Annotated in this window: 23 protein-coding genes; 3 read left to right on the top strand and 20 right to left on the bottom strand. The window is 50.6% G+C overall.

Features of this window, described 5'->3' with window-relative positions; translation table 11 throughout:
• On the bottom strand, positions 1–808 hold an 808-nt coding region (locus H6B10_RS02965; protein ID WP_204649490.1), incomplete at its 3' end, for a peptide chain release factor 1.
• A 43-nt stretch (positions 809–851) separates the two neighbouring features.
• Positions 852–1,040 (bottom strand): DUF951 domain-containing protein, encoded by a 189-nt coding sequence (locus H6B10_RS02960; RefSeq protein WP_204649489.1) that lies wholly within the window; start codon positions 1,038–1,040, stop codon positions 852–854.
• A 138-nt stretch (positions 1,041–1,178) separates the two neighbouring features.
• Here H6B10_RS02960 and H6B10_RS02955 point away from each other — a divergent pair, with 138 nt between their 5' ends.
• Both H6B10_RS02955 and H6B10_RS02950 read left to right on the top strand, forming a co-directional pair.
• On the top strand, positions 1,179–2,087 hold the full coding sequence (locus H6B10_RS02955) for a S1 RNA-binding domain-containing protein (RefSeq protein WP_204649488.1): 909 nt from the start codon (positions 1,179–1,181) through the stop codon (positions 2,085–2,087).
• 107 nt (positions 2,088–2,194) lie between these two features.
• Positions 2,195–2,770: a DUF4364 family protein gene (locus tag H6B10_RS02950; RefSeq protein ID WP_204649486.1), complete on the top strand. Its 576-nt coding sequence runs from the start codon at positions 2,195–2,197 to the stop codon at positions 2,768–2,770.
• Positions 2,771–2,862: 92 nt separating this feature from the next.
• On the opposite strand, the gene H6B10_RS02945 is transcribed toward H6B10_RS02950, so the two are convergent.
• The 5 genes from H6B10_RS02945 to H6B10_RS02925 all read right to left on the bottom strand — a co-directional run bounded on the left by H6B10_RS02945 (position 2,863) and on the right by H6B10_RS02925 (position 7,796).
• Positions 2,863–3,579 (bottom strand): ABC transporter ATP-binding protein, encoded by a 717-nt coding sequence (locus H6B10_RS02945; RefSeq protein WP_204649484.1) that lies wholly within the window; start codon positions 3,577–3,579, stop codon positions 2,863–2,865.
• A gap of 2 nt (positions 3,580–3,581) precedes the next feature.
• A complete protein-coding gene (locus tag H6B10_RS02940) occupies positions 3,582–4,343 on the bottom strand; it encodes an ABC transporter ATP-binding protein (protein WP_204649482.1) in 762 nt (253 codons plus the stop codon).
• Between the two features lies 1 nt (position 4,344).
• Entirely contained in the window at positions 4,345–5,421 is a 1,077-nt protein-coding gene (locus H6B10_RS02935; protein ID WP_204649480.1) for a branched-chain amino acid ABC transporter permease, read from the bottom strand.
• A 10-nt stretch (positions 5,422–5,431) separates the two neighbouring features.
• Positions 5,432–6,325 (bottom strand): branched-chain amino acid ABC transporter permease, encoded by an 894-nt coding sequence (locus H6B10_RS02930; RefSeq protein ID WP_204649478.1) that lies wholly within the window; start codon positions 6,323–6,325, stop codon positions 5,432–5,434.
• 226 nt (positions 6,326–6,551) lie between these two features.
• A complete protein-coding gene (locus H6B10_RS02925) occupies positions 6,552–7,796 on the bottom strand; it encodes an ABC transporter substrate-binding protein (RefSeq protein WP_204649475.1) in 1,245 nt (414 codons plus the stop codon).
• 311 nt (positions 7,797–8,107) lie between these two features.
• Between H6B10_RS02925 and H6B10_RS02920 the strand changes: the two genes are divergently transcribed.
• Positions 8,108–8,683 (top strand): xanthine phosphoribosyltransferase, encoded by a 576-nt coding sequence (locus H6B10_RS02920; RefSeq protein WP_204649473.1) that lies wholly within the window; start codon positions 8,108–8,110, stop codon positions 8,681–8,683.
• A gap of 147 nt (positions 8,684–8,830) precedes the next feature.
• On the opposite strand, the gene clpX is transcribed toward H6B10_RS02920, so the two are convergent.
• The 13 genes from clpX to dnaE all read right to left on the bottom strand — a co-directional run.
• Complete coding sequence (clpX, locus tag H6B10_RS02915; protein WP_204649471.1) at positions 8,831–10,189, bottom strand: ATP-dependent Clp protease ATP-binding subunit ClpX; 1,359 nt, start codon at positions 10,187–10,189, stop codon at positions 8,831–8,833.
• Positions 10,190–10,203: 14 nt separating this feature from the next.
• On the bottom strand, positions 10,204–10,794 hold the full coding sequence (locus tag H6B10_RS02910; protein WP_204649469.1) for an ATP-dependent Clp protease proteolytic subunit: 591 nt from the start codon (positions 10,792–10,794) through the stop codon (positions 10,204–10,206).
• A gap of 115 nt (positions 10,795–10,909) precedes the next feature.
• A complete protein-coding gene (gene tig / locus H6B10_RS02905; protein ID WP_204649467.1) occupies positions 10,910–12,292 on the bottom strand; it encodes a trigger factor in 1,383 nt (460 codons plus the stop codon).
• 97 nt (positions 12,293–12,389) lie between these two features.
• Entirely contained in the window at positions 12,390–14,309 is a 1,920-nt protein-coding gene (locus H6B10_RS02900; RefSeq protein WP_204649465.1) for a DUF6020 family protein, read from the bottom strand.
• Complete coding sequence (locus tag H6B10_RS02895; RefSeq protein ID WP_204649463.1) at positions 14,302–15,012, bottom strand: metallophosphoesterase; 711 nt, start codon at positions 15,010–15,012, stop codon at positions 14,302–14,304. Before H6B10_RS02895 ends, H6B10_RS02900 begins: the two co-directional genes overlap by 8 nt.
• Before the next feature lie 42 nt (positions 15,013–15,054).
• Entirely contained in the window at positions 15,055–16,503 is a 1,449-nt protein-coding gene (thrC, locus tag H6B10_RS02890) for a threonine synthase (protein ID WP_204649462.1), read from the bottom strand.
• A gap of 26 nt (positions 16,504–16,529) precedes the next feature.
• On the bottom strand, positions 16,530–16,883 hold the full coding sequence (locus tag H6B10_RS02885) for a YraN family protein (protein ID WP_204649461.1): 354 nt from the start codon (positions 16,881–16,883) through the stop codon (positions 16,530–16,532).
• Entirely contained in the window at positions 16,873–17,517 is a 645-nt protein-coding gene (rnhB, locus tag H6B10_RS02880; protein WP_204649460.1) for a ribonuclease HII, read from the bottom strand. Before rnhB ends, H6B10_RS02885 begins: the two co-directional genes overlap by 11 nt.
• Positions 17,486–18,421, bottom strand: coding sequence for a ribosome biogenesis GTPase YlqF (gene ylqF, locus H6B10_RS02875; protein WP_204649459.1), 936 nt, complete (start codon positions 18,419–18,421; stop codon positions 17,486–17,488). Before ylqF ends, rnhB begins: the two co-directional genes overlap by 32 nt.
• Positions 18,418–18,963 (bottom strand): signal peptidase I, encoded by a 546-nt coding sequence (lepB, locus tag H6B10_RS02870; RefSeq protein ID WP_204649458.1) that lies wholly within the window; start codon positions 18,961–18,963, stop codon positions 18,418–18,420. Before lepB ends, ylqF begins: the two co-directional genes overlap by 4 nt.
• A 77-nt stretch (positions 18,964–19,040) precedes the next feature.
• A complete protein-coding gene (gene rplS / locus H6B10_RS02865; protein ID WP_007046433.1) occupies positions 19,041–19,382 on the bottom strand; it encodes a 50S ribosomal protein L19 in 342 nt (113 codons plus the stop codon).
• A 244-nt stretch (positions 19,383–19,626) separates the two neighbouring features.
• Positions 19,627–20,601 (bottom strand): 6-phosphofructokinase, encoded by a 975-nt coding sequence (pfkA, locus tag H6B10_RS02860; protein WP_204649457.1) that lies wholly within the window; start codon positions 20,599–20,601, stop codon positions 19,627–19,629.
• A gap of 125 nt (positions 20,602–20,726) precedes the next feature.
• On the bottom strand, positions 20,727–23,213 hold a 2,487-nt coding region (gene dnaE / locus H6B10_RS02855), incomplete at its 5' end, for a DNA polymerase III subunit alpha (protein WP_204649456.1).

Below are 23,213 nucleotides of genomic sequence, written 5' to 3'. Positions count from 1 at the left end.
CACGTTCTTTGTTTTCCCGCTGGCTGCGCTGATCCTGACACTCCACCACCATACCGGTAGGCAGGTGTGTCACCCGGATAGCCGAAGACGTTTTATTGATATGCTGGCCACCGGCACCGGAGGAACGAAACGTATCGATTCGCAGATCTTTTGCGTCCAGTTCCAGTTCCACCTCCTGCGCTTCCGGCATCACAGCAACAGTAACCGTGGAGGTATGAATCCGGCCCTGCGTTTCCGTTTCCGGTACACGCTGCACACGGTGAACGCCGCTTTCAAATTTCAATCTGCTGTATACGTCATTTCCTTCCACAGAAAATACAATTTCCTTTACGCCGCCAAGTTCTGTTTCGTTGGCGCTGATCATTTGGCAGGTCCAGCCACACTTTGCCGCGTACATGTTATACATACGCCACAGGCTGTGCGCAAACAATGCAGCTTCTTCCCCGCCTGCCCCGGCGCGGATTTCCAAAATCACGCTTTTTTCATCATCGGCATCTTTGGGAATCAGCAGCAGACGCAGCTGCTCTTCGCTCTGCGTCAGATTCCGGGCAATTTCGCAAAGCTCCTGTTGTACCATAGCCTTGAAAGCCGGGTCCGTCTCCTGTTCCAGCATCTGTTCAGCGTCTTGCTGTTCCTGCTGAAGAGCCGTGTACCGGCGATATTCTTCGACTAAGGGGGTCAGTTCTTTGTAGTCTCGCATCATTTGCGCGTAGTTTTCCGCGTTGGACGCCGCTTCAGGCATCGACATACGATATGTCAATTCTTCATATCGCCGCTCGACCTCGTGCAATTCAAAAAAATCATTCATGGAGATTTCCTTTCAACACAAAAAATCACAGACTATTGTGTTGCTATTGTTCTCCATCCCGCATGATTTTTTTGATATTCCGCTCTATTTTAGCACGCGGCAGCATTATTTCATGGCCACATCCCTGGCAGCGAATCTTAAAATCCATTCCCACACGCAGTACATCAAACCGATTTGCACCGCACGGATGTGATTTTTTGGTCTGAATAACATCTCCGACCCGAACGTCCATAGAGCCTACCGCCTTTCACTAAAATTTGCCCTCTTATTATAGTACAGCAAGTATTGTTTTGCAAATCAAACGCATAAAAGTTTATCAACCGCTTCTATGTTCATAGAAGCGGAATCCCTAAGAAACGAGGAAACGAAAATGTTGGAATACCGTGCTGAAGGCCTTTGCCGCAATGCCAATCACCTGAGTAAAGAAGAATTGAATCATTGTATAACCACCGGAGAAATTCTGCAAAGTACAGCCCTTGCCTATGATACCGAGCGTCGCCTGCGTTTTGAACTCTGCGGACGGCGTGGATACATGGCGCACAACGACTGTCTTGATGTCGCCCCAGGGGAAGAAATCAAGGATATTGCTGTCCTGACTCGTGTGGGGCGTCCAACTTGTTTTGTGATTACCGGCACCACTGTGGACGAAAACGGAGAGGAAGCCTATCTGCTTTCCCGTGCAGCGGCCCAACGGCTGTGTCGTCGCCAATACCTGGATACCCTGGAAGCCGGCAGCGTAATCCCCTGTACGGTAACACATATCGAAAACTTCGGTGCATTCTGTGATATCGGATGCGGTATCTCGGCGTTACTGCCCATCGACTGCTTGTCGGTATCCCGTATTTCCTCCCCGAACGACCGGGTACAAGTTGGACAGCAACTTTTGTGCGCCATTAAAAACCGGGATGTCCAAGGGCGTATTGTATTGACCTTGAGGGAATTACTGGGCACATGGAGTGAAAACGCTGCATGCTTTGCGGCCGGAGAGACTGTTGTGGGCATCGTGCGCAGTGTGGAGGAATATGGAGTTTTCATTGAAATTGCCCCCAATCTGGCAGGACTTGCAGAAGCCGATCCTTCACTGCACCCCGGTCAGGCAGTCAGTGTGTACATCAAAAACATTCTGCCGGACAAGATGAAAATCAAACTTGTGGTTGTGAATAAGAATCTTTCCCAACCACTGCGGTTCGAGCCGCACTATTTTGTCACCCGGGGCCGCATCAAAAAGTGGACATATTCCACACCTCAAAGTCGTAAACAGATCGAAACTATTTTTTAAAATCTTACTGCAAGGGTGATCGTACTTTTTTCTTCACAGTCTCTTGCCACTGTTGGGCACGATGTGTATAATAAAAAGAAAGACAAGATTGGCAAGGATGTGATACAATGGCAGAAGCATTTACCGCAGGTGTAAAGCCTGGCGGCCTTACAGATGACACGCAAATTCGTATTTTGCTGTGTTATCTTGTAAAAACTGCCGGACCGCTCACACGGGACACGCTGCAAGGCGCTTTATTGCAGGAACAACTTGTCAATTATTTTGAATTTGCGGATGCCCTGGCTGATGTAGAAAAACAGCACCTTGTTGCAATCGATGAGGAGTCGCAGTATTCCATTACGAAAAAAGGCTCTACCGTTGCCGATACACTGGCCCTCGACCTTCCCCGTACCGTACGCGAAAGCGCAATCCGTGCTGTAATGCAGATCCAAAGCTGGCGGCACAAAGCGGCTATGAACCGTGCTCATGTAGAGGAAGAAGATGGTGAATATACGGTTTGGTGCGCCATCGGCGATTTGGGCAGCGATGTTTTCCGCCTTCAATTGGCAATGCCTGACAAGCTGACCGCCGAAACGATAAAAAACAATTTTACAGCACACGGAAGTGAGATTTATTCTAAAGTGATGGATATGCTCACCCAACCCAGTACGGATGACGATCGTCCACCTGTTGGCTTACTGTAATCATCGATTTTCCTGAATCAAAGCAAAAACTCCCTGCCGGAGGACTTACGTCCGCTGTGCAGGGAGTTTTTATTGTGCTTCAGAAACGCCGATCAGCAGCCCAGGTATGCTTTGCGAACCTCGATATTATTGGCAAGCTCGGTTGCTTCACCCTCCATTTTAATGGTGCCGGTTTCCAGAACGTAGGCACGGTTGGCAATCTCCAGTGCCATCTTCGCGTTCTGTTCAACCAGAAGAACCGTTACGCCGTTTCGGTTCACTTCCCGGATAATTTTGAAGATTTCCTTGACCAGCAAGGGCGACAGACCCATGGAAGGCTCATCCAGCAAAAGCATCTTGGGTTTGCACATCAAGGCACGCCCCATGGCCAGCATCTGCTGTTCGCCGCCGGACAACGTACCGGCGGGCTGATTACGCCGCTCTTTCAAGCGGGGCAGCAGATCAAAAACCATGTCGAAATCATTCTGGATTGCTTCCTTGCCGTCACGGCGGATATACGCGCCCATCTGCAAGTTCTGTTGTACCGTCAAACCGCTGAATACCCGGCGGCCTTCCGGAACCTGCGCAAGCCCAAGGCGGATGATTTTATGCGCTTCCATTTTGCTGATGGTTTGACCGCAATAGTCAATTTCTCCGCTCTGCAACTTGAGCAGACCGGAAATGGCATGCATCGTGGTTGTTTTGCCAGCACCGTTGGCGCCAATCAGCGTTACAATTTCCCCTTCATTGACGTGGAAGGAAACATCACGGATTGCATGAATAGAACCGTAAAAAACGTTGATGTTTTTTACCGAAAGCATCTCTCCCATCGTCAATCACCTCCCAGATAAGCCGCAATGACCTTGGGGTTGTTGCGGATGGCTTTACCGTCACCACGAGCAATCACACGACCATAATCCAGAACCGTGATTTCCTCGCAGATGCCCATAACAAAGTTCATATCATGTTCGATCAGAAGAATTGCAATCCCGAATTGATCCCGCACACTGCGGACCGTCTGCATCAATTCTTCCGTTTCATTAGGGTTCATACCTGCCGCCGGCTCATCCAACAGCAAAAGCTTCGGGTTGGTTGCCAATGCACGGGCAATTTCCAGCTTGCGCTGTTTGCCGTAAGGCAGCTGGCTGGCCTTCAGGTTGGCTTCCCCATCCAAATCAAAAATTTTCAGCAGTTTATGCGCCTGACGGTTCATTTCATGCTCTTTTTCCTTGAATGCAGGAAGGCGGAAAATCCCCGTCCACATACTGTACTTGACCTGGTTATGCAACCCTACCTTTACATTGTCCAACACCGTCATATCGTTAAAAAGGCGGATATTCTGGAATGTACGGGCAACACCTGCCCGGCTGATCAATTCAGGATTGTGGCCGGTAATGTCTTTCCCATCCAATACGATGTTGCCTTCCGTCGGTTTATAAACGCCGGTGAGCATATTGAATACTGTGGTTTTACCTGCGCCGTTGGGGCCAATCAGGCCGTACAAATGGCCTTTTTCAATGGAAAGGTCCAGCTGCGCCACAGCCTGCAGACCGCCAAATGCGATTCCCAAGTTACTGACTTCCAGCAAAGCCATGTTACGCCACCCCTTTCTTCTGTTTTGCTTTTTCGGCGCCGTTCTTGTTCCGGAACCGTGCAGTCAATTTGTTGCGCAGGGTGATCATCTGCGGGCTCTGATTGAAGATCATGACTACAATCAAAACGATAGCATAAATCAGCATGCGATAGTCGTTCATGCTGCGCAGCATTTCGGGCAAAACCGTCAAAACGGCGGCTGCAATGACGGAACCACGCAGATTGCCGATACCACCCAGAACCACAAAGACCAGAATCAAAATGGAAGTGTTGTAATCGAATTTTTTGGCAACCAGCGAAGAATAGTTCAAAGAATACAACACACCTGCAATGCCGGCAAATACGGCAGAGGTGACAAATGCCATCAGTTTGTATTTGGTAATGGGGACGCCCACCGAACGCGCAGCGATCTCATTATCGCGGATGGAGGTAATTGCGCGGCCGGCACGGGAATTCACAAGGTTCAAAATCACCAGCAAGGTAATGATCACCAAGACGATACCGATGGTAAATGTAGAAGCTTTGGTAATACCCGTGATACCCTGTGCACCATTGATAAGGAGCTTGCCGTCCTCCATGTTCAGAGAGCTGGCGTCCTTCAAAGAGAAATGCAGGCCATTGGCATCTACGCCCAGATAGCAGGCATTCATCACATTTTTGACGATTTCGCCAAAGGCCAAGGTAACAATTGCCAGATAGTCACCGGAAAGGCGCAGAACCGGCACGCCAACCAAAAAACCAAACGCACCGGCTACCAGACCGCCAACCACAAACGCCAATAACAAAGCCAACGGTTTGGGGGTGGTAGAACTGATAGAAACCCAGACCAGTGTGCCGGAGAAAGCTCCGACGCTCATAAATCCGGCATGGCCCAGGCTAAGTTCACCCAGAATACCAACAGTCAGGTTCAGGGAGATTGCCAGAATTACATAGGCACAGATGGGAACCAACTGGCCAGAAAAAGAGTTGCTCAACAAATCCGCAGCCGAAAGCAGTTGGACGATGATGTAAAATGCGATCACAATTCCAAACGTGATCAGGTTGCTCTTTGTGGAGCGTTTCATTGTTTTCAAATTCATCGCTGCCACCTCACACTTTCACATTGACTTTCTTGCCAAGCAGGCCGGTCGGTTTGACAAGCAGAACAACAATCAGGACCAGGAACACAATGGCATCGGAAAGTTGGGTGGAAATATAGGCTTTACTCAGGTTCTCAATCACACCAAGCAGAATGCCGCCCAGGAAAGCGCCCGGAATAGAGCCAATGCCGCCAAAGACCGCTGCCACAAAGGCTTTGATGCCAGGCATGGCACCGGTGGTCGGCTGCAGCGTGGGATAAGAAGAGCACAACAACGCGCCGGCTACGGCAGCAAGCGCCGAACCAATGGCAAAGGTAAGAGAAATGGTAGCGTTCACATTAACTCCCATCAGCTGTGCAGCACCGCGGTCTTCCGAAACTGCCAGCATGGCATGGCCGGCCGAAGTGTTGTTAACAAACCAGATCAACACCACCATAATCACAAGGCAGACCGCAATGGTAACAATGGTTTCTGCCGAGATCGTGAGCTGACCATCAAACAGGCTGATCGGCTTGAGGAACGGAATACCGGAGATCACCGAAATAAAACTCTTCGGGCTGGAAGACCAGGTAAGCTGAGCTACCTGCTGCAACAGATAACTCACACCGATGGCCGTAATCAAAACCGCCAGCGACGGAGCTTCGCGCAGCGGACGGTATGCGATTCTTTCAATCGTCACGCCAAGCACGGTGCAAACCACCATGGAAAGCAGAATGGACAGAATCGGATTCATTCCGGAAGTTCCAAAGGTGAAGAAAACCACGTAACTGCCGATCATGATGACGTCGCCATGGGCGAAGTTCAACATTTTGGCAATGCCGTAAACCATTGTATAGCCAAGGGCAATCAGCGCATAAACGCTGCCCAGGCTGATACCGTTGATCAGGTAGGACAAAAACTGCATTGCGAAAAACACCTCACTCTAACTGTTTCTGACGTTTACAAGGCCGCACACGTACAGAAATATAGTATATAGTAGCACAATTTAGCCGTCAAAACAATGCTTTTTCGACTGAGTTCCGATGCAAATTCCCCTTTTCGTGGGGATACAATACCAAAAAGGCTGCCGAACCCACTTGTCCGGCAGCCCCATTGGCAACGGAATTCAGTTTACAACCGCTTCAGGCCTATCACATTGCAGCGTAAGCGCCGTCCTTGATCACAACAGCCTTGGGGTTCTTGGAGATCGCGCCCGTAGCATCCCAGGTCATGCCGGTACCGGTCAAACCGTCAAAGGTCATGCTGGTGAACTGGGTCTTGAGAGCATCGCTGATCTCGCTGGCGTCCATATCACCGTTGATGCCACCGGCCAGGATCGCCTGATAAATAGAGTAGATAACGTCGTAGGCATCCGCAGCGAACTGGTTCGGAGTCTCGCCATAAGCAGCTTCATAAGCGGCAACGAAAGCCTGGGTCTTCTCATCCTGCGCATCCGCAGCAAACGGAGTCAGAAGCATCAGACCCTCAGCCAGAGAAGTGTCAAAACCTTCGATGGCCAGGATGCCGTCCATGCCGTCACAGCCGAAGAACTCAGGCTCATAGCCGATCTTGTCGGCGGCGATCAGGATCTGAGAAGCCTCCTGATAGTAGATGGGCAGGAAGACCAGTTCAGCACCGGCCTCCTGGCACTTGGCCAGCTGGGTAGAAAGGTCTGCCTTGTTGTCTGCGGTAAAAGCCTCAGCGGCAACGATCTCAAGGCCTTTGACCTCCGCTTCAGCCTTGAACTTCTCATAAATACCGGAAGAATAAGCGTCCGAAGAGTCGTAGATCACACCGATTTTGGTGGGCAGACCGTTGTCTGCAATGTAGTCAGCAGAAGCGACGCCCTGGTTGGGGTCAGTGAAGCAGATCTGGAAAACATTGCCGCGAGCCGTGCTTTCGTCGTTTCCGTCATTCAGGATGACGGAAAGAGAAGAAGCGGACGGGGTCAGCATAAACAGGTTATCGTTGACCGTTTCAGCAGCAACTGCCACAGAAGGAGTCGTGGTAACAGGACCTGCCAGAATCTGCATACCCCAATCCTTCAGCGTGTTGTAGGCGTTGACGCTCTTCTCGGCATCGTTTTCGTCGTCCTCAAACTGCCACTCGAAAACATCGCTGCCATTAGCAGCATTGATTTCCTTAATAGCCAGTTCTTCAGCATTCTTAACCGCATTGCCGTACACAGCAGCCGCACCCGTGATGGGGCCGATGCCGCCAATCTTGATCGGCGTACCGGTATAGCTGCCGGAACCGGCGCTTTCGCCAGTAGCTGCGGTAGAAGAAGTGGCTTCCGTGGAAGCAGAGCTGCTCTCGGACGTAGTAGCCGTAGAGCCACAGGCCGCCAGGCTCAACACCATAGAAGCTGCCAGAACAGAACTAAGAACTTTTTTCATGGTTTTCTTACCCTCCTAGAAATCTTACAACACAAACTGCCTTTCGGCGGGCCGCACACCCCTGTGCTGTAGTATAAATGAATTATAGACTTTTACGCTTAAAAGCGCAATAATGGATTTTAACAGTGTTATAAAGTGAAATCCTCCCTTTTGTATCCATTTTGCATAAAATTTAGTTACAAATTGTTATCAACCTGCCATATTGACAAAAAAGCCCTATCGATTTTTGTAAAAAACTTGCAAAATACGGTGAAATTTGCCATAATGGAGTCATAGATGAACAACGACTTGTGAAAGGGGCAAATTCGCAGATGAAACTTTTGGAACAGCGTATTCTGCAGCAGGGGCAGGTCCGTCCCGGTAATGTATTAAAGGTAGATTGTTTTTTGAACCACCAGTTGGATGTTGAACTTTTAGATCAAATTGGTGCCGAGTTTCACCGGATTTTTAAAGATGATGGCATCAATAAGATCCTGACGATTGAGGCATCCGGTATTGCCATTGCCTGCATGACCGCTCGTCATTTTGACGTTCCTGTTGTATTCGCCAAAAAGGCCAAAAGCAAAAATATTGACGGCGATGTATTCACTTCCACAGTCCACTCCTATACTTACGGCCGTGATTACGACATCACCCTGGCTAAAAAGTTCCTTTCCCCCAGCGATAAAGTCTTGATTTTGGACGATTTTCTTGCAAATGGTAAAGCAATGAAAGGCTTGCTGGATATTTGCAAGCAGTCCGGTTGTACGGTAGCGGGTATTGGCATCTGCATCGAAAAAGGCTTCCAGCCTGGCGGCGATGAACTGCGCGCTGCCGGTTACAAACTGGCCAGCCTTGCCATCGTCAGTGAGATGAGCGATACCGAATTGAAATTCCGTGAACAGTAATGATTTCCGAATAAAGAAAATGCAGCCTAGAAGGCTGCTTTTTCGTTTGAATGAAGACAAAATCGAATAAATTTGGAATACGCGCCTTCTGCAAAGCGTATTCAATGAAAAAGAAAAATGAGGGTAACCATACGTTACCCTCATTTTTTAGATTGTGTTGCTGGTTGCAATGTTTTTGTAGCGTGGCCGCATCATACCATGTTCGATATGAGGTTCGCCACCTTCTACGGTATCTGCGTCAATAGTAACCTTGGTAATAGAGGCGTCCGACGGGATATCGTACATAATAGGAATCAGCAAATCTTCCACGACACTGCGCAATCCTCGTGCTCCACTCTTGCGCTCCATCGTCTTTTTGGCGATGGCATGCAAAGCTGCATCCGTAAAGACCAATTCTGCATTGTCAAGATGAAGCAACTCTTTATACTGGCGCACAATGCTGTTTTTCGGCTCCGTCAGAACCCGAACCAGAGCATCTTCATCCAGCGGATCCAGAACCGTTACAACCGGCAAGCGGCCGATCAGTTCCGGAATCAAGCCAAAACGAACCAGATCATCCGGCTCTACTTTTTTCAGCAACTTCTGGCGGGTTTCATCTTTGTCCAACGTCGTACGCAGCTGGCTGCCAAAGCCCATGGAGGCGTTGTCAGTGCGTTTCTGAATCAGCTTTTCCAATCCGTCAAAGGCGCCGCCACAGATAAACAGAATATTTTTCGTGTTGATCTGGATGAACTCCTGCTGCGGATGTTTACGGCCGCCGTTAGGCGGTACATTGCTGACAGTGCCTTCCACGATTTTCAGCAACGCCTGCTGCACGCCTTCACCACCCACATCCCGGGTAATGGAGGGGTTCTCACTTTTGCGAGTGATTTTGTCGATCTCGTCAATATAGATGATGCCGATTTCTGCCTTGGGGATATCAAAATCCGCCGCCTGGATCAGCTTCAGCAAAATATTTTCCACGTCTTCACCGACGTATCCGGCTTCGGTCAACGTAGTGGCATCGGCAATAGCAAAGGGTACATTCAGCATCTTTGCCAGTGTCTGCGCCAACAACGTTTTGCCTGTACCGGAAGGTCCCAGCATCAGCACATTGGATTTCTGCAGTTCCACGTTGCTTTCGTTACCGGAAAGAATCCGTTTGTAGTGATTATAAACAGAAACTGCCAACACTTTTTTGGCTGCATCCTGACCAATCACGTACTGGTCCAACCCGGCCTTGATTTCTGCCGGGGTCAGAATGTTGACACTGTCCAGAGGATTGGCGTCATAGCGGGCCTGCCCGGCACCGCGTGCCGCACCGGGACGGCGCCCTGCTCCCGCACGGGGAGGCATCGGCCGTTCCTCGTCTTTGTACAGTGCACGGTAGCACATATCGATGCAATCCTTGCAGATATTGACTCCCGGACCAATCAGAAGCTGTTCCACTTCATTTTGAGAGCGACCGCAGAAACTGCAAATCAGCTCGCGTCCTTTTCCGTCCTTCCCGGACGTTGAATTTGCCATGTTGTTCCCCCGAATCAATGTTTGTAGAGGATATCATCAATCAGACCATATTCCTTGGCCTGCTGTGCCGTCATATAGTTATCGCGTTCGGTATCACGCTGAATGGTTTCCAGCGGCTGGCCGGTATACTGGCTGTACAGCTGGTTCATGCGCTCACGAATGTGGATAATATGATTGGCGTGAATCTGGATATCGGTGGCCTGACCGGAAATTCCGCTTCCGCTGATCAACGGCTGATGAATCAGGATCTCGGAATTGGGCAATGCAAACCGTTTTCCCTTAGTACCGCTGGCCAGCAGGAAGGAGCCCATGGAAGCTGCCATTCCGATGCAAATGGTGGATACATCACACTTGATGTAATTCATCGTATCATGAATAGCCATGCCATCCGAAATCGAGCCGCCCGGGCTGTTGATGTAGAAGTAAATATCCTTCTCCGGATCCTGTCCCTCCAGATAAAGCAGCTGCGCCACGATCACACTGGCAGAGGAAGAATTTACGTCTTCGCTCAACACAATGATACGGTCATTCAGCAAACGAGAAAAAATATCGTAGCTGCGCTCACCGCGCGCAGTCTGTTCGATAACATAAGGTACAAGGCTCATAGGGGTTCCCTCCTTATTAAAAAATCAGATTGGGGCTGATAAAGGAACCGATACGGCAGCAGACGCACACCGTATCGGCCCTGTTTTATCATTCTATAGAGTGATAAAGGCCAGATTACTCGCCCTTATTCTCCTCATTCTGGGTTTCTTCTTCCTTCTTTTCCGCCTTCTTGGTGGTCTTGCGGGTGGTCTTCTTAGCAGGCTTCTTTTCGGCCTCGCCGGTCACCACGTTGGCCTTCTCCTTCACGAAGTCAATGGCCTTGTTCACAGCCAGATCCTTCTTGACGGCGGCAGCGTCTACCAGGCTCTTGACCTTTTCGACTTCCATCTTGTAGGCATCCGCGATGCGCTGGACTTCCGCCTCGAACTCTTCCTCGGTGGTCTCGATCTTTTCTTTGGCCACAATGGCTTCCATCGCCAGACGCATCTTGACCTGCTTATCGGCCTGCTCGCGGAACTGCTCCTTGAACTGCTCCATGGTCATGCCCATATACTGCAGATACTGCTCCAGCTTGAGGCCCTGCTGAGAAATGCGGTACTGGAAGTCCTGTACCAGCTCATCCATGCGGCCTTCGATCATGGCGTCAGGAATTTCAGCCTTCATACCGGTGACAACCTGGTCGATCAGGTCGTTCTCAACCTTCTGGTCGGCCTGCTTCTCCTGGTTGGCGGCAATGCCCTTGCGGATAGAATCCTTCAGCTCATCCAGCGTATCGTACTCGCTGACGTCCTTGGCAAAGTCATCATCCAGCTCCGGCAGCTCTTTGTACTGAACCTCATGGAGCTTGATCTTGAAGGTGGCATCCTTGCCAGCCAGTTCTTCTGCCTGGTATTCCTCGGGGAACTTGACGTTGACGTCAAACTCATCGCCAGCCTTGTGGCCGACAACCTGCTCCTCGAAGCCGGGAATAAAGGAACCGCTGCCCAGCACCAAAGCATAGTGCTCAGCCTTGCCGCCCTCAAAAGCCTTGCCATCAACAAAGCCCTCGAAATCGATGGTGGCGGTATCACCGTTCTGGGCTTCGCCCTCACGGGTCAGCAGACGGCCATTGCGCTCCTGCATACGCTTGATTTCGGCGTCAACATCAGCCTCATCCACAGTCTTGACATCTTTGGTCACGGTTAAACCAACGTAGTCGCCCAACTCAACTTCGGGCTTGACGGGAACCTTGACCTTCAGCACAGCGCCCTCTTCCTCGGACATGGAAACCACTTCCGGAGCAGGGGCGCCCACGACTTCGATGCCGGCAGCCTTAACAGCAGCTTCGTAGTTCTCGGGGAACAGATCGTTGATGGCGTCGTACTGGAACAGGTCCTTGCCGTACATCTTCTCGATCATAGCGCGCGGGGCATGGCCCTTGCGGAAGCCGGGAACGGTATACTTCTTGCTCTCACGCTTAAAAGCGGCACCGACAGCGGATTTGAAGGTCTCCGCGTCGATAGAGAATTGCAGTTCGACCATGCTCTTTTCGAGCTTTTCACAGGAAATCAGGTTCATTTATAAATTCCTCCAAAAATAGATGTACATAAAAATACAAGTAATTATAGCATGTTCCAGAGCAGAATACCAGCCCTATTTTGAAAAAATTAACAATTCAACTTACTTTTCTGCTCTTTGGGGACGTCGCCCAGCATGCAAGTGCCAGAAAAATGGGCAAACAGGCCAAAATTGGCAAGAAATAGCGTAACAGATCATTGACCGGGGAGGCCACACACGTCAACCACAACATCCCCACGGCCAGAACCGCCGGCAGTGCCTGACCGGCTTTGCGTTTTAAAAGCCACGCGCAAATGGCCACAAGCCACCATGTGATAAATCCATGGTTTGCCAACAATCCCAGCAACGGCAGACGCTCAAACAAAAACGCCCAATGATACAGTATATATCGTGCTTCGCCGGAAGTATCCAAGTATGAAATGTTCAGGTCCTTCCACTCCATGGAAGGCTCGTTGATAAACATATAATATTCCAGGTCAAAATTACTCTCAGCAATGGTGTAATAGCCATAGGAGTTGGCCTGTGTTGCCTGAATATAACAACTAGGATGCTTCCAGAACATAGAAAACCACGTCTTGAAATAACGCATGAGGTCCTGGGATGAAGGATTTTTGTATAAACCTTTTACCCCATCGGAAATCATTGGCTGGTAGTTTTCTGCGAGCTGGTCATAGTCTACGACCGCATCGATGGCTGCCCGTTCTTCTTCGGTCACCTCATCCCCATACACTACAACATACCGTGCTGTCTGCTGCAAAGGAATGGACAACGCCTCATTGATTCCTCCCGGTGCAATGGAAAGAAGATTGGTCGTTATCGAATTAAACGCAAAGTAAACCACTATAACGCTTACCGCAACGGCCACTCTTTTCCAGTTTTTCCGTTTCCCTGCAGCTCTGCATCCCATAAGCAGCAAGACTGGGAATACGGCAATCACGCCATTGTTTCGCAGCAAACAGACCAGCAAGGCTGAAACCGCATAACGAGCATACAAAATCGGCTGTGCCTCATACTCGTCGGCAAAAATCCAGATGTCGGCAGTATACAGAACAAAAAGCGAGAATACCGCAGCAAACAGAGTATCCTTTACCATGGACTGTGCAAAGGCCCCCCATACAGGTACCAAAGCAAAAAATGCCGTCACTGCATATTGGAGCCATCTAGGTGCTTTCAATTTTGCGCAGAAAGCCACGATTTGGCCATAAATCCATGCACAAACCAGGCACTGTAAAAGAACATACAGGAACACGCCCAGATTGTCACTGCCAAACAGACGCCCCACCTGAACCAATCCGCCATGCAACCAGGTAGAGAGCACCGTATGATGTGCCGTCATCTCCATAGAACCCAGTGCCTGGCAAATCTGTGTGTGTGAATCCCAGTCCACAGATCCCGGCAAGCAAGCCAGTACCCAAGGTAACCATCCCAGAAAAATCAAACCGCCGGATATACGCGCCGGATTTTTCGCAAACGCTCTTGCCAAGGAATTTCCAGGAGTTTTTTCACGGCAAGCTGCAACACGGCGCAGTGCAAGGAAAAAGCCCCACACGGCATGATAGAACAAGATACCGTACCCTGCCATGCAGCACAAGGCAAGGATCATTTGGTAAAAGTTCTCTGAAACAAACGCCCAGCTGTCCAGCTTACAAATGCTCAGACCCAGTACCTGCACCACGCCAAACACAGCGCTCAGGAATGCAACACCTTTCCCGGGGCGTTCCTCCTTGTGCTGCCAAAGATTATGCAGCAAAAAGGCAAGAGCTGCCGCGCCTACGCTCCACGACCAGGAATCCAGCGGAAGATTCTGGCGCAATTTGACCAGCACAACCAACAACTTGGATGCGCCATCCAACGATATGGTGGTACTGTCGTATCCCATGCCGAATTTCAGATCCTGGCCCGCTATGCTCGGATCTGCGACCACAATATTTACAGAAAGAGCCACCGTGCAAAGGATACCGCATACAATCGCAGCAATCCAGCCGCCGTAAGGACGTCGGCCGCCTTTTTTATTCATGTGCCACACCTTCCGTATGTTCTTCCAGTTTATACGGGCAGAATCCCAGTCCATCTGCAGAAATCAAACGATAACGAATACCGTTCACAGCTCCCTGCACAGCAAAACGAATCGATTTGCCGTGCAAATGCCCATAGTAGCATTCCTTTACACCAAATTCCTGCAGCACGTCAATAAGATCCTGGGCTCCTGCCCCCGGATACACCGGCGGATAGTGCAAAAAAGCAATTTTCCGCGCACTCTCCCCTGCTGCCTGCAAAGACATTCGCAAACGACCGGCCTCACGGGCCATCAGTTTTTCGCCTTGCGCCGCTGCATCATCAAATGGCCAGCCGCGTGTTCCGCACAATGCAGTATCGCCTACCACGCAGGCATTGTTATGCAATATATGAAGCGTGTCAAACTGCTTTTCCTGCAGGAAATTTTCCATCTTTCGCGTGGTCGTCCACCAGTAATCATGGTTCCCTTTCAAGAGCCATTTTTGCCCCGGTAACCCTTGCAAAAATGAAAAGTCCGCCTGGGTATCCTGCAAATTCATCGCCCAGCTGGTATCGCCGGCCAGCACAACCGTGTCTTCGGGAGAAACCAATGTACGCCAGTTTTTTTCAAGTTTAGGCAAATACCCTTCCCATCCGGGAAACACATCCATAGGTTTATTGGTTCCCAAAGAAAGGTGTAAATCCCCTATTACAAATACCGCCATACAGCTCCTTCGATTTGAGTATATCTTACGTAATTCCGACCATCAGCGCAAAGCCGCAGCGCGGATCTCTTCCGGCTGAATCACAGTGGTAAAGCGAACCGGAAGACCGTTCAGTTCCTGCAAACTCCGGGGTGCCTCGGCACCTGTTTTCTCTGTCAACGCAGCCATCGCCGCAAAATCGCTTTCCGGAGCCTGCGTTCCCAACGCAGCAAGGACATCGCGCGGGAATTTGAACGGGCTTGCAGTGGAAAGTACAATCATCGGTGCGGCACTGCGGCAAGACTCTGCCACACGGAAAGCCACTGCAGTATGCGTATCACAAAGATAGCAATCTTCCGCAAAGCGGGTCTGAATCTCGGCAGCGCCTTCCTCATCAGAAGCAAAACCGGCTGCAAAATTTTCCTGAATTCTGGCCAGCGTTTCCGCGTCCACCGTATACATCCCGGTTTGCGCCAGATCCTGCATCCAGCCAGCCACTTTCTCGCTGCTGCCGCTTACATGGAACAGCAGACGCTCCAGATTGGAAGAAATCAGAATATCCATCGAGGGGGACGTTGTTTTATAGAACGTCCGACGCGCGTCATAGGTTCCCGTACGGATAAAGTCGGTCAGAACATTGTTCTTGTTGGAGGCACAAACCAGTTTTCCCACAGGAAGGCCCATCTGTTTTGCATAATAACCGGCAAGAATATCGCCGAAGTTACCGGTGGGTACACAGAAATCCACCGGCTCGCCCCACGCCACTTCCCCTTGCTCTGCAAGGCGGAAATACGCATAGAAATAGTAAACAATCTGCGGAACCAGACGTCCCCAGTTGATGGAGTTGGCACTGGAAAGACGGATGTTGCGGTTTTCCAATTCTTCCGCTACCGATGCGTCGGCAAATACGCGTTTTACACCCGTTTGTGCATCATCAAAATTGCCTTCCACCGCATAGACCTGCACATTGTCACCTTGCTGTGTGACCATCTGCAGACGCTGAATTTCGCTTGTACCGGCATTGGGGTAGAACACCGAAATCTCAATACCATCCAAGCCAGCATATCCGGCCAGCGCAGCCTTTCCGGTATCGCCGGAAGTCGCCACCAAAATCCGGGTTGTTTCTGTCCGCCCCAGGTTGTGTTTCGCTTCCACCAGCAGTTTCGGCATCAACTGCAAGGCATAATCCTTGAATGCACATGTGGGACCATGCCACAGTTCCAAAGCGTACAGACCTTCGTGCAGCCGGGTAGTAAAGCCTGCCTTGCCGCCGAAGGCACTTCCATAAGTGCTTTCGGTCGCCTGTTTCAAAAAGTCGAGGCTGTAATCCGTGAGGTATCCTGCCAGCACTTTTTGGGCCAGTTCCGGGTAAGAAAGATGTTTCCATGCGTCCAGGTCTGCTTTGGGAAAAGCTTCCGGTACGAACAGACCGCTTTGAGGAGCCAGACCTCGTACAATCGCCTCGGATGCGGAAACGCGGAGTTGGGAATCTCTGGTACTCTGATACTTCATATCGTACACCCTTTCTATAAATACATTTAACCTTGGAACGCGTCAAAAATGCAGTGCACCTGCCACCCTTTTGGTGCGGGGGTTACCTCCACCACATCAAAGCGTACCGGCGCATCGGAATAAGGGCTGTTTTGCAAATAAAACTGTGCTGCCATTAACAACCGTCGCTGTTTATGATAATCGACCGCGGAAGCGGGCTGTGAGATCATCCGTCCTGCCCGCGTCTTTACTTCTGCAAACACAATGGTGCCATCTTTATATAAAATCAAATCGATTTCGCCCATCCGGGTACGGTAATTGTGCCCCAACAGAAGATAGCCTTTCTGCTGATAATATTCTGCTGCAATTGCTTCCCCTTTATGGCCCAGATCATTTGCCATTCCAATATCCCTGTTTTTTCAAAAAGCTTCGGCGGTAAAACGGCTGAATTCCGTATTCGGCAATAAGCTGATAATGCAACGCTGTGGGATATCCCTTATGCTTGGCCAACTGGTATTGCGGGAACTGCTTGTCCAGTTCCATCATATACCGATCACGGCTGACTTTCGCCAAAATCGATGCCGCCGCAATACTGGCGCTGTTGGCATCGCCTTTGACCACAGCCTGTGCAGGCTGCGCAAGCCCCGGCGGGCAACGGTTTCCATCAATAAGTACATAGTGTGGCTGGGGATTCAAGCCTTCTACGGCTTGCTTCATCCCATCCATTGTTGCCCACAAAATGTTTTTCTCGTCAATTTCCTGCGCAGAAATAAACACCACGTTGTACGCAACGGCTCGTTGGGTGATCTCTTCAAATAAAGCTTCTCTTCGCTTTTCCGACAACTTTTTGGAATCGTTGATTCCTTCAATAGGGTCATCCGGATTCAGGATCACCGCCGCGCAGCAAACCGGACCACACAAGGGACCTCGACCTGCTTCGTCCACGCCGCAAATTTCGCCATGCAGAAGCCGCTGCTCGGCATCAAAGGCATACAATGCCTGATTATTGCTCGTCGATTTCGACGTCCTGGGCATCGTCATTCTCCTCCGGTTCTATGTTGCGCTGAGGCGGCCGTTCCAAGGAAAGCCGGCCCCATTTACTGGCCCGGAACTCGCCTACCAGCATTTTGGCTGCGCGCTCTGTATCTACCTCGCCGCCAGAAATCAGCATTCCTCGCTTGGCACCGATTGCCTGAAGCAGCTCGTACGGCGGCAATGCCAGCGCGTCTTCTTCCAGTTTATAGCGGGAGAGAAGCTGTTGCGGATAGATGGCCCGCACACTGGACAGAAGCCCACACGCCAGCTCTTCGATATCCAAAATATCATCACGGATCGACCCGATGAATGCCAGATTGGAAGCGGTTTCCAGCGAATCAAACTTCTTCCACAAGACCCCCGGCATATCCATCAGATCAAAATTATCCACCGAGATCCACTGCTTGCCACGTGTAACTCCCGGTTTATTGGCCGCCTTGGCCCGGTTTGTGCCGGCAAAAGAATTGATAAACGTGGATTTGCCCACGTTGGGGATACCCACGACCATTACCCGAATGGCCGCTCCTACCATGCCGCGGTTACGGCGGCGCTCCATCAGTGCAGCCAGTTCTTTTTCAATGGGTGCTTTGGTGGCAGCCGCTTTCCCTTTTTGTTTGGAATCCATCGCCAGGCAGCCTGCGCCCGCACTCTTAAAGTACGCCAACCACTGCTTTGTGATATCCGGGTCCGCCAAATCCGCTTTGTTCAGGATATATACATGGGGCTTTCCTGCCGTGATCCGCTCGATTTCAGGGTTCAGGCTGGAAAGCGGAATCCGTGCATCCAGAATTTGCAAAACGCAATCCACGTTGCGGATTTCCTTTTCCATCAAACGCAGCGTTTTGGTCATGTGCCCCGGGAACCATTGGATCTGGCGGCTGTTGATAATATCGCTTTGACTCATTGTATAGCTCCCATCTTGTCAAACGGCATAACACGCCACAATGCAACACCCAACACATCACGTGTATCAACACAACCGATTTCTCTGTCTCGGCTATCTTTGGATGCATTGCGGTTATCCCCCATAATAAACAGGCATCCTTCGGGGACTGTAATGGGGAATTCCACACTTTCAAAGGTCCATGTAGGCTCGGCTACATAGGGTTCATCCAGCGCTTCCCCGTTTCGATACACAATGCCTTCTTCAAAATCAATATCAATGGTATCGCCGGCTTTTCCAATCACACGTTTTACCAAAGGTTTCCCGTATGGGATATAGCTGTCGATGATGACAACATCCCCGTAATCCGGCTGCATGAAGGTCGCAATCAGGATTCGTTCCCCATTATAGAGTGTAGGATTCATGGAGCTTCCGTCCACCTGAACGATTCGTACCGCAAAGGTAAATACCAATGCGATAACGGCTACCGCAACAGCCAGTGCATCGTACCATTCCAGTACTTCCCGGTTGTGGCGATATCGTTCCTTAAACGTTCGAGCCATACAACTTCCCTCCCTCTATGCCAAAAATATACGAAAAAAGGGAGAACGCCAACCGTCCTCCCCTTTTCTCAGTATGCTCAGATACGCGCCTTAACCTTAGCCGCCTTGCCGGTGCGCTCACGCAGGTAGAAGAGCTTCGCACGACGAACCTTGCCGCGGCGAACAACTTCGACCTTCTCCACGAACGGGCTGTTGACGGGGAACACACGCTCCACACCAACGCCGTAAGAAGTACGGCGAACGGTGAAGGTCTCCGCAATGCCGCCATGCTTCTTGGCAATGACGGTGCCCTCGAAAGCCTGGATACGCTCTTTGTCGCCTTCCTTGATACGGACGGAAACGCGAACAGTATCGCCGACTTCAAACTGGGGCTTGTTCTCTTTGATCATACCCTCGGTAAAATGCTTGATTGCGTCCATGGTAAAAACTCCTCCATTTTGTATCGACGTTCATACCCGAATCTTCGGCAGAGGACCGCCTGTATAATGATGTGTCATTATCCTGCCGGTGGCCCGGCAGCACTAACGCTTTAGTATTATAGCATTCTCCATCCCGTTTGACAAGTGTTTTTTCACAAAAAATCGATAAAAATTTCGGCAGATTTCCAATGGCAAAACATCAAAAGGGCCGCAGCCTTACGGCGTACGGCCCTTCAAGTTTCAATCAGATAGAGATGGCATTTGCAATGTCGATCATGTCACGATCAATGGTCTTATGCATCGACAGTGCCACGTTCACATCGTAGTCCACGATCTTGTCGCCGGAAACAGCAACCACGCGGTTGTAAATGCCCTTATCGAGCAGATCCACAGCGTGATAACCCATCAGCGAAGCGTTGACGCGGTCGCGCACCGTGGGAGAACCGCCGCGCTGGATGTGGCCCAAAACCGTTGCACGGGAATCGACACCGGTCGCGGCCTGAATCTGATTGGCCAGTTCCTGAGCACCGATAACACCCTCGGAAACGATGATGATGAAATGCTTCTTACCCGTGGCCTGGGTCTGACGCATACGCTGCAGAATATCACGTTCAAAGTCGAACGGGATTTCCGGCAGAAGAACCGCCAATGCACCGGTGGCAATACCAACATTCAATGCGATGTAACCGGCATGATGGCCCATAACTTCAACAACACTGCAGCGGTCATGGCTCTGAGTGGTGTCACGCAGTTTATCGATAGCTTCCACAGCGGTATTCATGGCCGTATCATAACCAATGGTGTACTCACTGCAGGCAATATCGTTATCAATGGTGCCGGGCAGACCAACGCACGGAATTCCCTGGTTTGCCAACGCACGGGCGCCCATGAAAGAACCGTCACCACCGATAACCACCAGGGCATCGATTCCCAGTTCCTTGCAGCGGGCAAGGCCTTTGGCCTGACCTTCCTGGGTCTTGAATTCCAGGCAACGGGCTGTATACAGAATAGTACCACCGCGGTGAATAATCTCCGAAACACTGCGGACATTCATCTCATAGCATTCGCCATTGATCAGGCCATTGTAACCGCGCTGAATGCCCATCATGCGGTATCCCTTGCTGATGCCGGCGCGTACAATAGCGCGGACAGCAGCATTCATGCCGGGCGCGTCACCGCCGCTGGTCAGAACACCGATTGTTTTGATTTCCTTAGCCATAAAGCAGCTCCTCCTGTTTGGGAACATAGCGTTACTTACAATAATTTTTTAACAATCTCGAACACTCACATTATACCACATCTCACGCGTTGCGATTATGGACGTTTCGCGCAAAACACATGGATTTATTTTGCATGCTGCTCCATTATCTGCACTTTTACATGTTCCTGCCCGAGAATTCGTACCAATTCCGCACGCAAAAGCGGATCATCTTTAACCGCCATGTGGCGGGCCAGAACTTTTTGCCCTGTATTTGCAAAGCAGAAATACACTTTTACCGTTCCGCCGTCAAAGATGTTGCAGAGCAGATTTTCCACCTTATGCATCTGCGGGCAATCCCGCGCAGGGACTGTCAGAAAATATCCGCTGGCTGTCTCTGCCCTTGTTTCCTGCTTGACCCGGTCTACCCGATTCAAACCAAAACTCTTGCTGGGGTCATAGCTGTCAATCGGCTGAATCCCTTCCACGATCAGGCGAGCTGCCTCATCTTCTTTTACGGAAACACGCCCATGCGCAACCACCACGGCATTTTCCTGTAATGCCGCACGGCATTCTGCCAATACGCGCGGAAATACCAGGAGTTCCATAGTCCCCGTCAGATCTTCGATCGTGGTAAACGCCATAAGGGTATTGGATTTTGTCGTCATAACCTTATTCTTGACCACGATACAAAGAATCGTAACGGTTTTATTATCAAACGTTTTGGCTTCTTCGCCCAGCAGCTGCGCAATCGTACAGGTAGAGATCTTGGCAATTTGCTCTCTATAAGCATCCAGAGGATGGCCGGACAGATACAGGCCGGATACCTCTTTTTCCATTTTGAGCAAATCCCCCGTGGGATATTCCGACATTTTGGGCACTTTATAATCGTTGGCTGCCTGTTCCTGTGCCCCGCCGCTCATCATGCCAAACAGATCCATCTGGCCTTCCAGATTCTGCCGCATGTCGGTTTCCACACTTTTCAGGATACCTTCCACGCATTCCAGCATACCGCGCCGCGAAGGCTCTAATGCGTCAAATGCACCGCTTTTTACAAGATTTTCCAGCGCGCGACGGTTCAATTCATTGCCGTACATCCGGCGGCAGAAATCATACAATCCCCGGTAAGGGCGTTCTTCCCGTTCCTTAACAACTGCCTCAATCAAGTTGCGCCCCACACTTTTGACCGCGTTCAGGCCAAAACGGATGGAATCACCGTCGGCGGTAAAACCACCGCGCGAAACATTGATATCCGGCTGCAGTACCTTGATGCCCAACCGTTGGCATTCTGTCGTATACTCGATGACTTTAGAAGTATTATCCAACACGCTGGTCAGCAGTGCCGCCATAAACTCATGGGGATAATGACATTTCAGGTATGCCGTCTGGAACGCCACATACGCATAACAGGCTGCATGGGATTTGTTGAACGCATAGGATGCAAAGCTGATCATTTCGTCGTAAATATCATTGGCGACATTTTCCGGTATGCCGTTTTTAACGCAGCCTGCGCATTCTTTGCCAGGTTCTGTACAGCCGTGTACGAAATGCTCTCGCTCCGCCTCCATGACTTTATGCTTTTTCTTGCTCATGGCACGGCGGATATTATCAGCCTGTCCAAAGCTGAATCCTGCCAGCTCGCGGAAAATCTGCATGACCTGTTCCTGGTAAACAATGCACCCGTTGGTAACATCCAGAATATGAGCCAGCTGAGGCGTCTTATAGCTGATCTTTCCCGGTTCACGACGGTTGCGCAGATATGTGGGGATCGAATCCATCGGCCCCGGGCGATACAGCGAAATCAGGGCGATAATATCTTCCAGATTCTTGGGGCGCATGCTGACCAGGACTTGTGTCATACCCGTAGATTCCAGCTGGAAAATGCCCTCCGTCTCCCCCTTTGCCAACATAGCATAGGTTTCCGGATCATCATAACTGATTTCCGACATTTTAAAGTCCGGGACTTTACGGCGCACCGCCATTTCCGTATCGTGAATAACCGTCAGCGTCCGAAGCCCCAAAAAGTCCATCTTCAAAAGGCCCAGGCGCTCAATTTCGACCATGTTGAACTGCGTAACCGGCAGACCGTCGTTTGTTGCCAGTGGGACATACTCGGTAGCCGGCTCACGGGTAATCACGACGCCTGCCGCATGGGTAGAGGCATGCCGCGGCATACCTTCCACCTTCAAAGAGGTATCGATCAGTTCGTGAACCTGCGGATCTGCATCGTACATGGTTTTCAGATCCGGACTGACTTCCAACGCTTTTTGCAGCGTCATCTTCAGTTCCATGGGAATCAGCTTGGCGACTTTATCTACATCCTGATAAGCCATTCCCATAACACGGCCCACATCCCGCACTGCAGCACGGGCGGCCATTGTACCGAATGTTACAATTTGCGCCACATGGTCACGACCATACTTCTCGTTGACGTAATCGATAACTTCCTGGCGGCGTTCATAACAGAAGTCTACGTCAAAGTCCGGCATGGAAACACGTTCCGGATTCAGGAACCGTTCGAAAATCAAATTATAGCGGATGGGGTCAATGTCCGTAATTCCCACGCAATACGCTGCCAGACTGCCTGCGCCGGAACCACGGCCGGGACCTACCGGGATATCCCGGCTCTTGGC

The sequence above is a fragment of the Gemmiger formicilis genome, assembly GCF_016901605.1.
GTDB lineage: Bacteria > Bacillota > Clostridia > Oscillospirales > Ruminococcaceae > Gemmiger > Gemmiger formicilis_B.
Note: the sequence above shows the minus strand (reverse complement) of the source record. Positions and strands in the feature narration are given on the sequence as shown.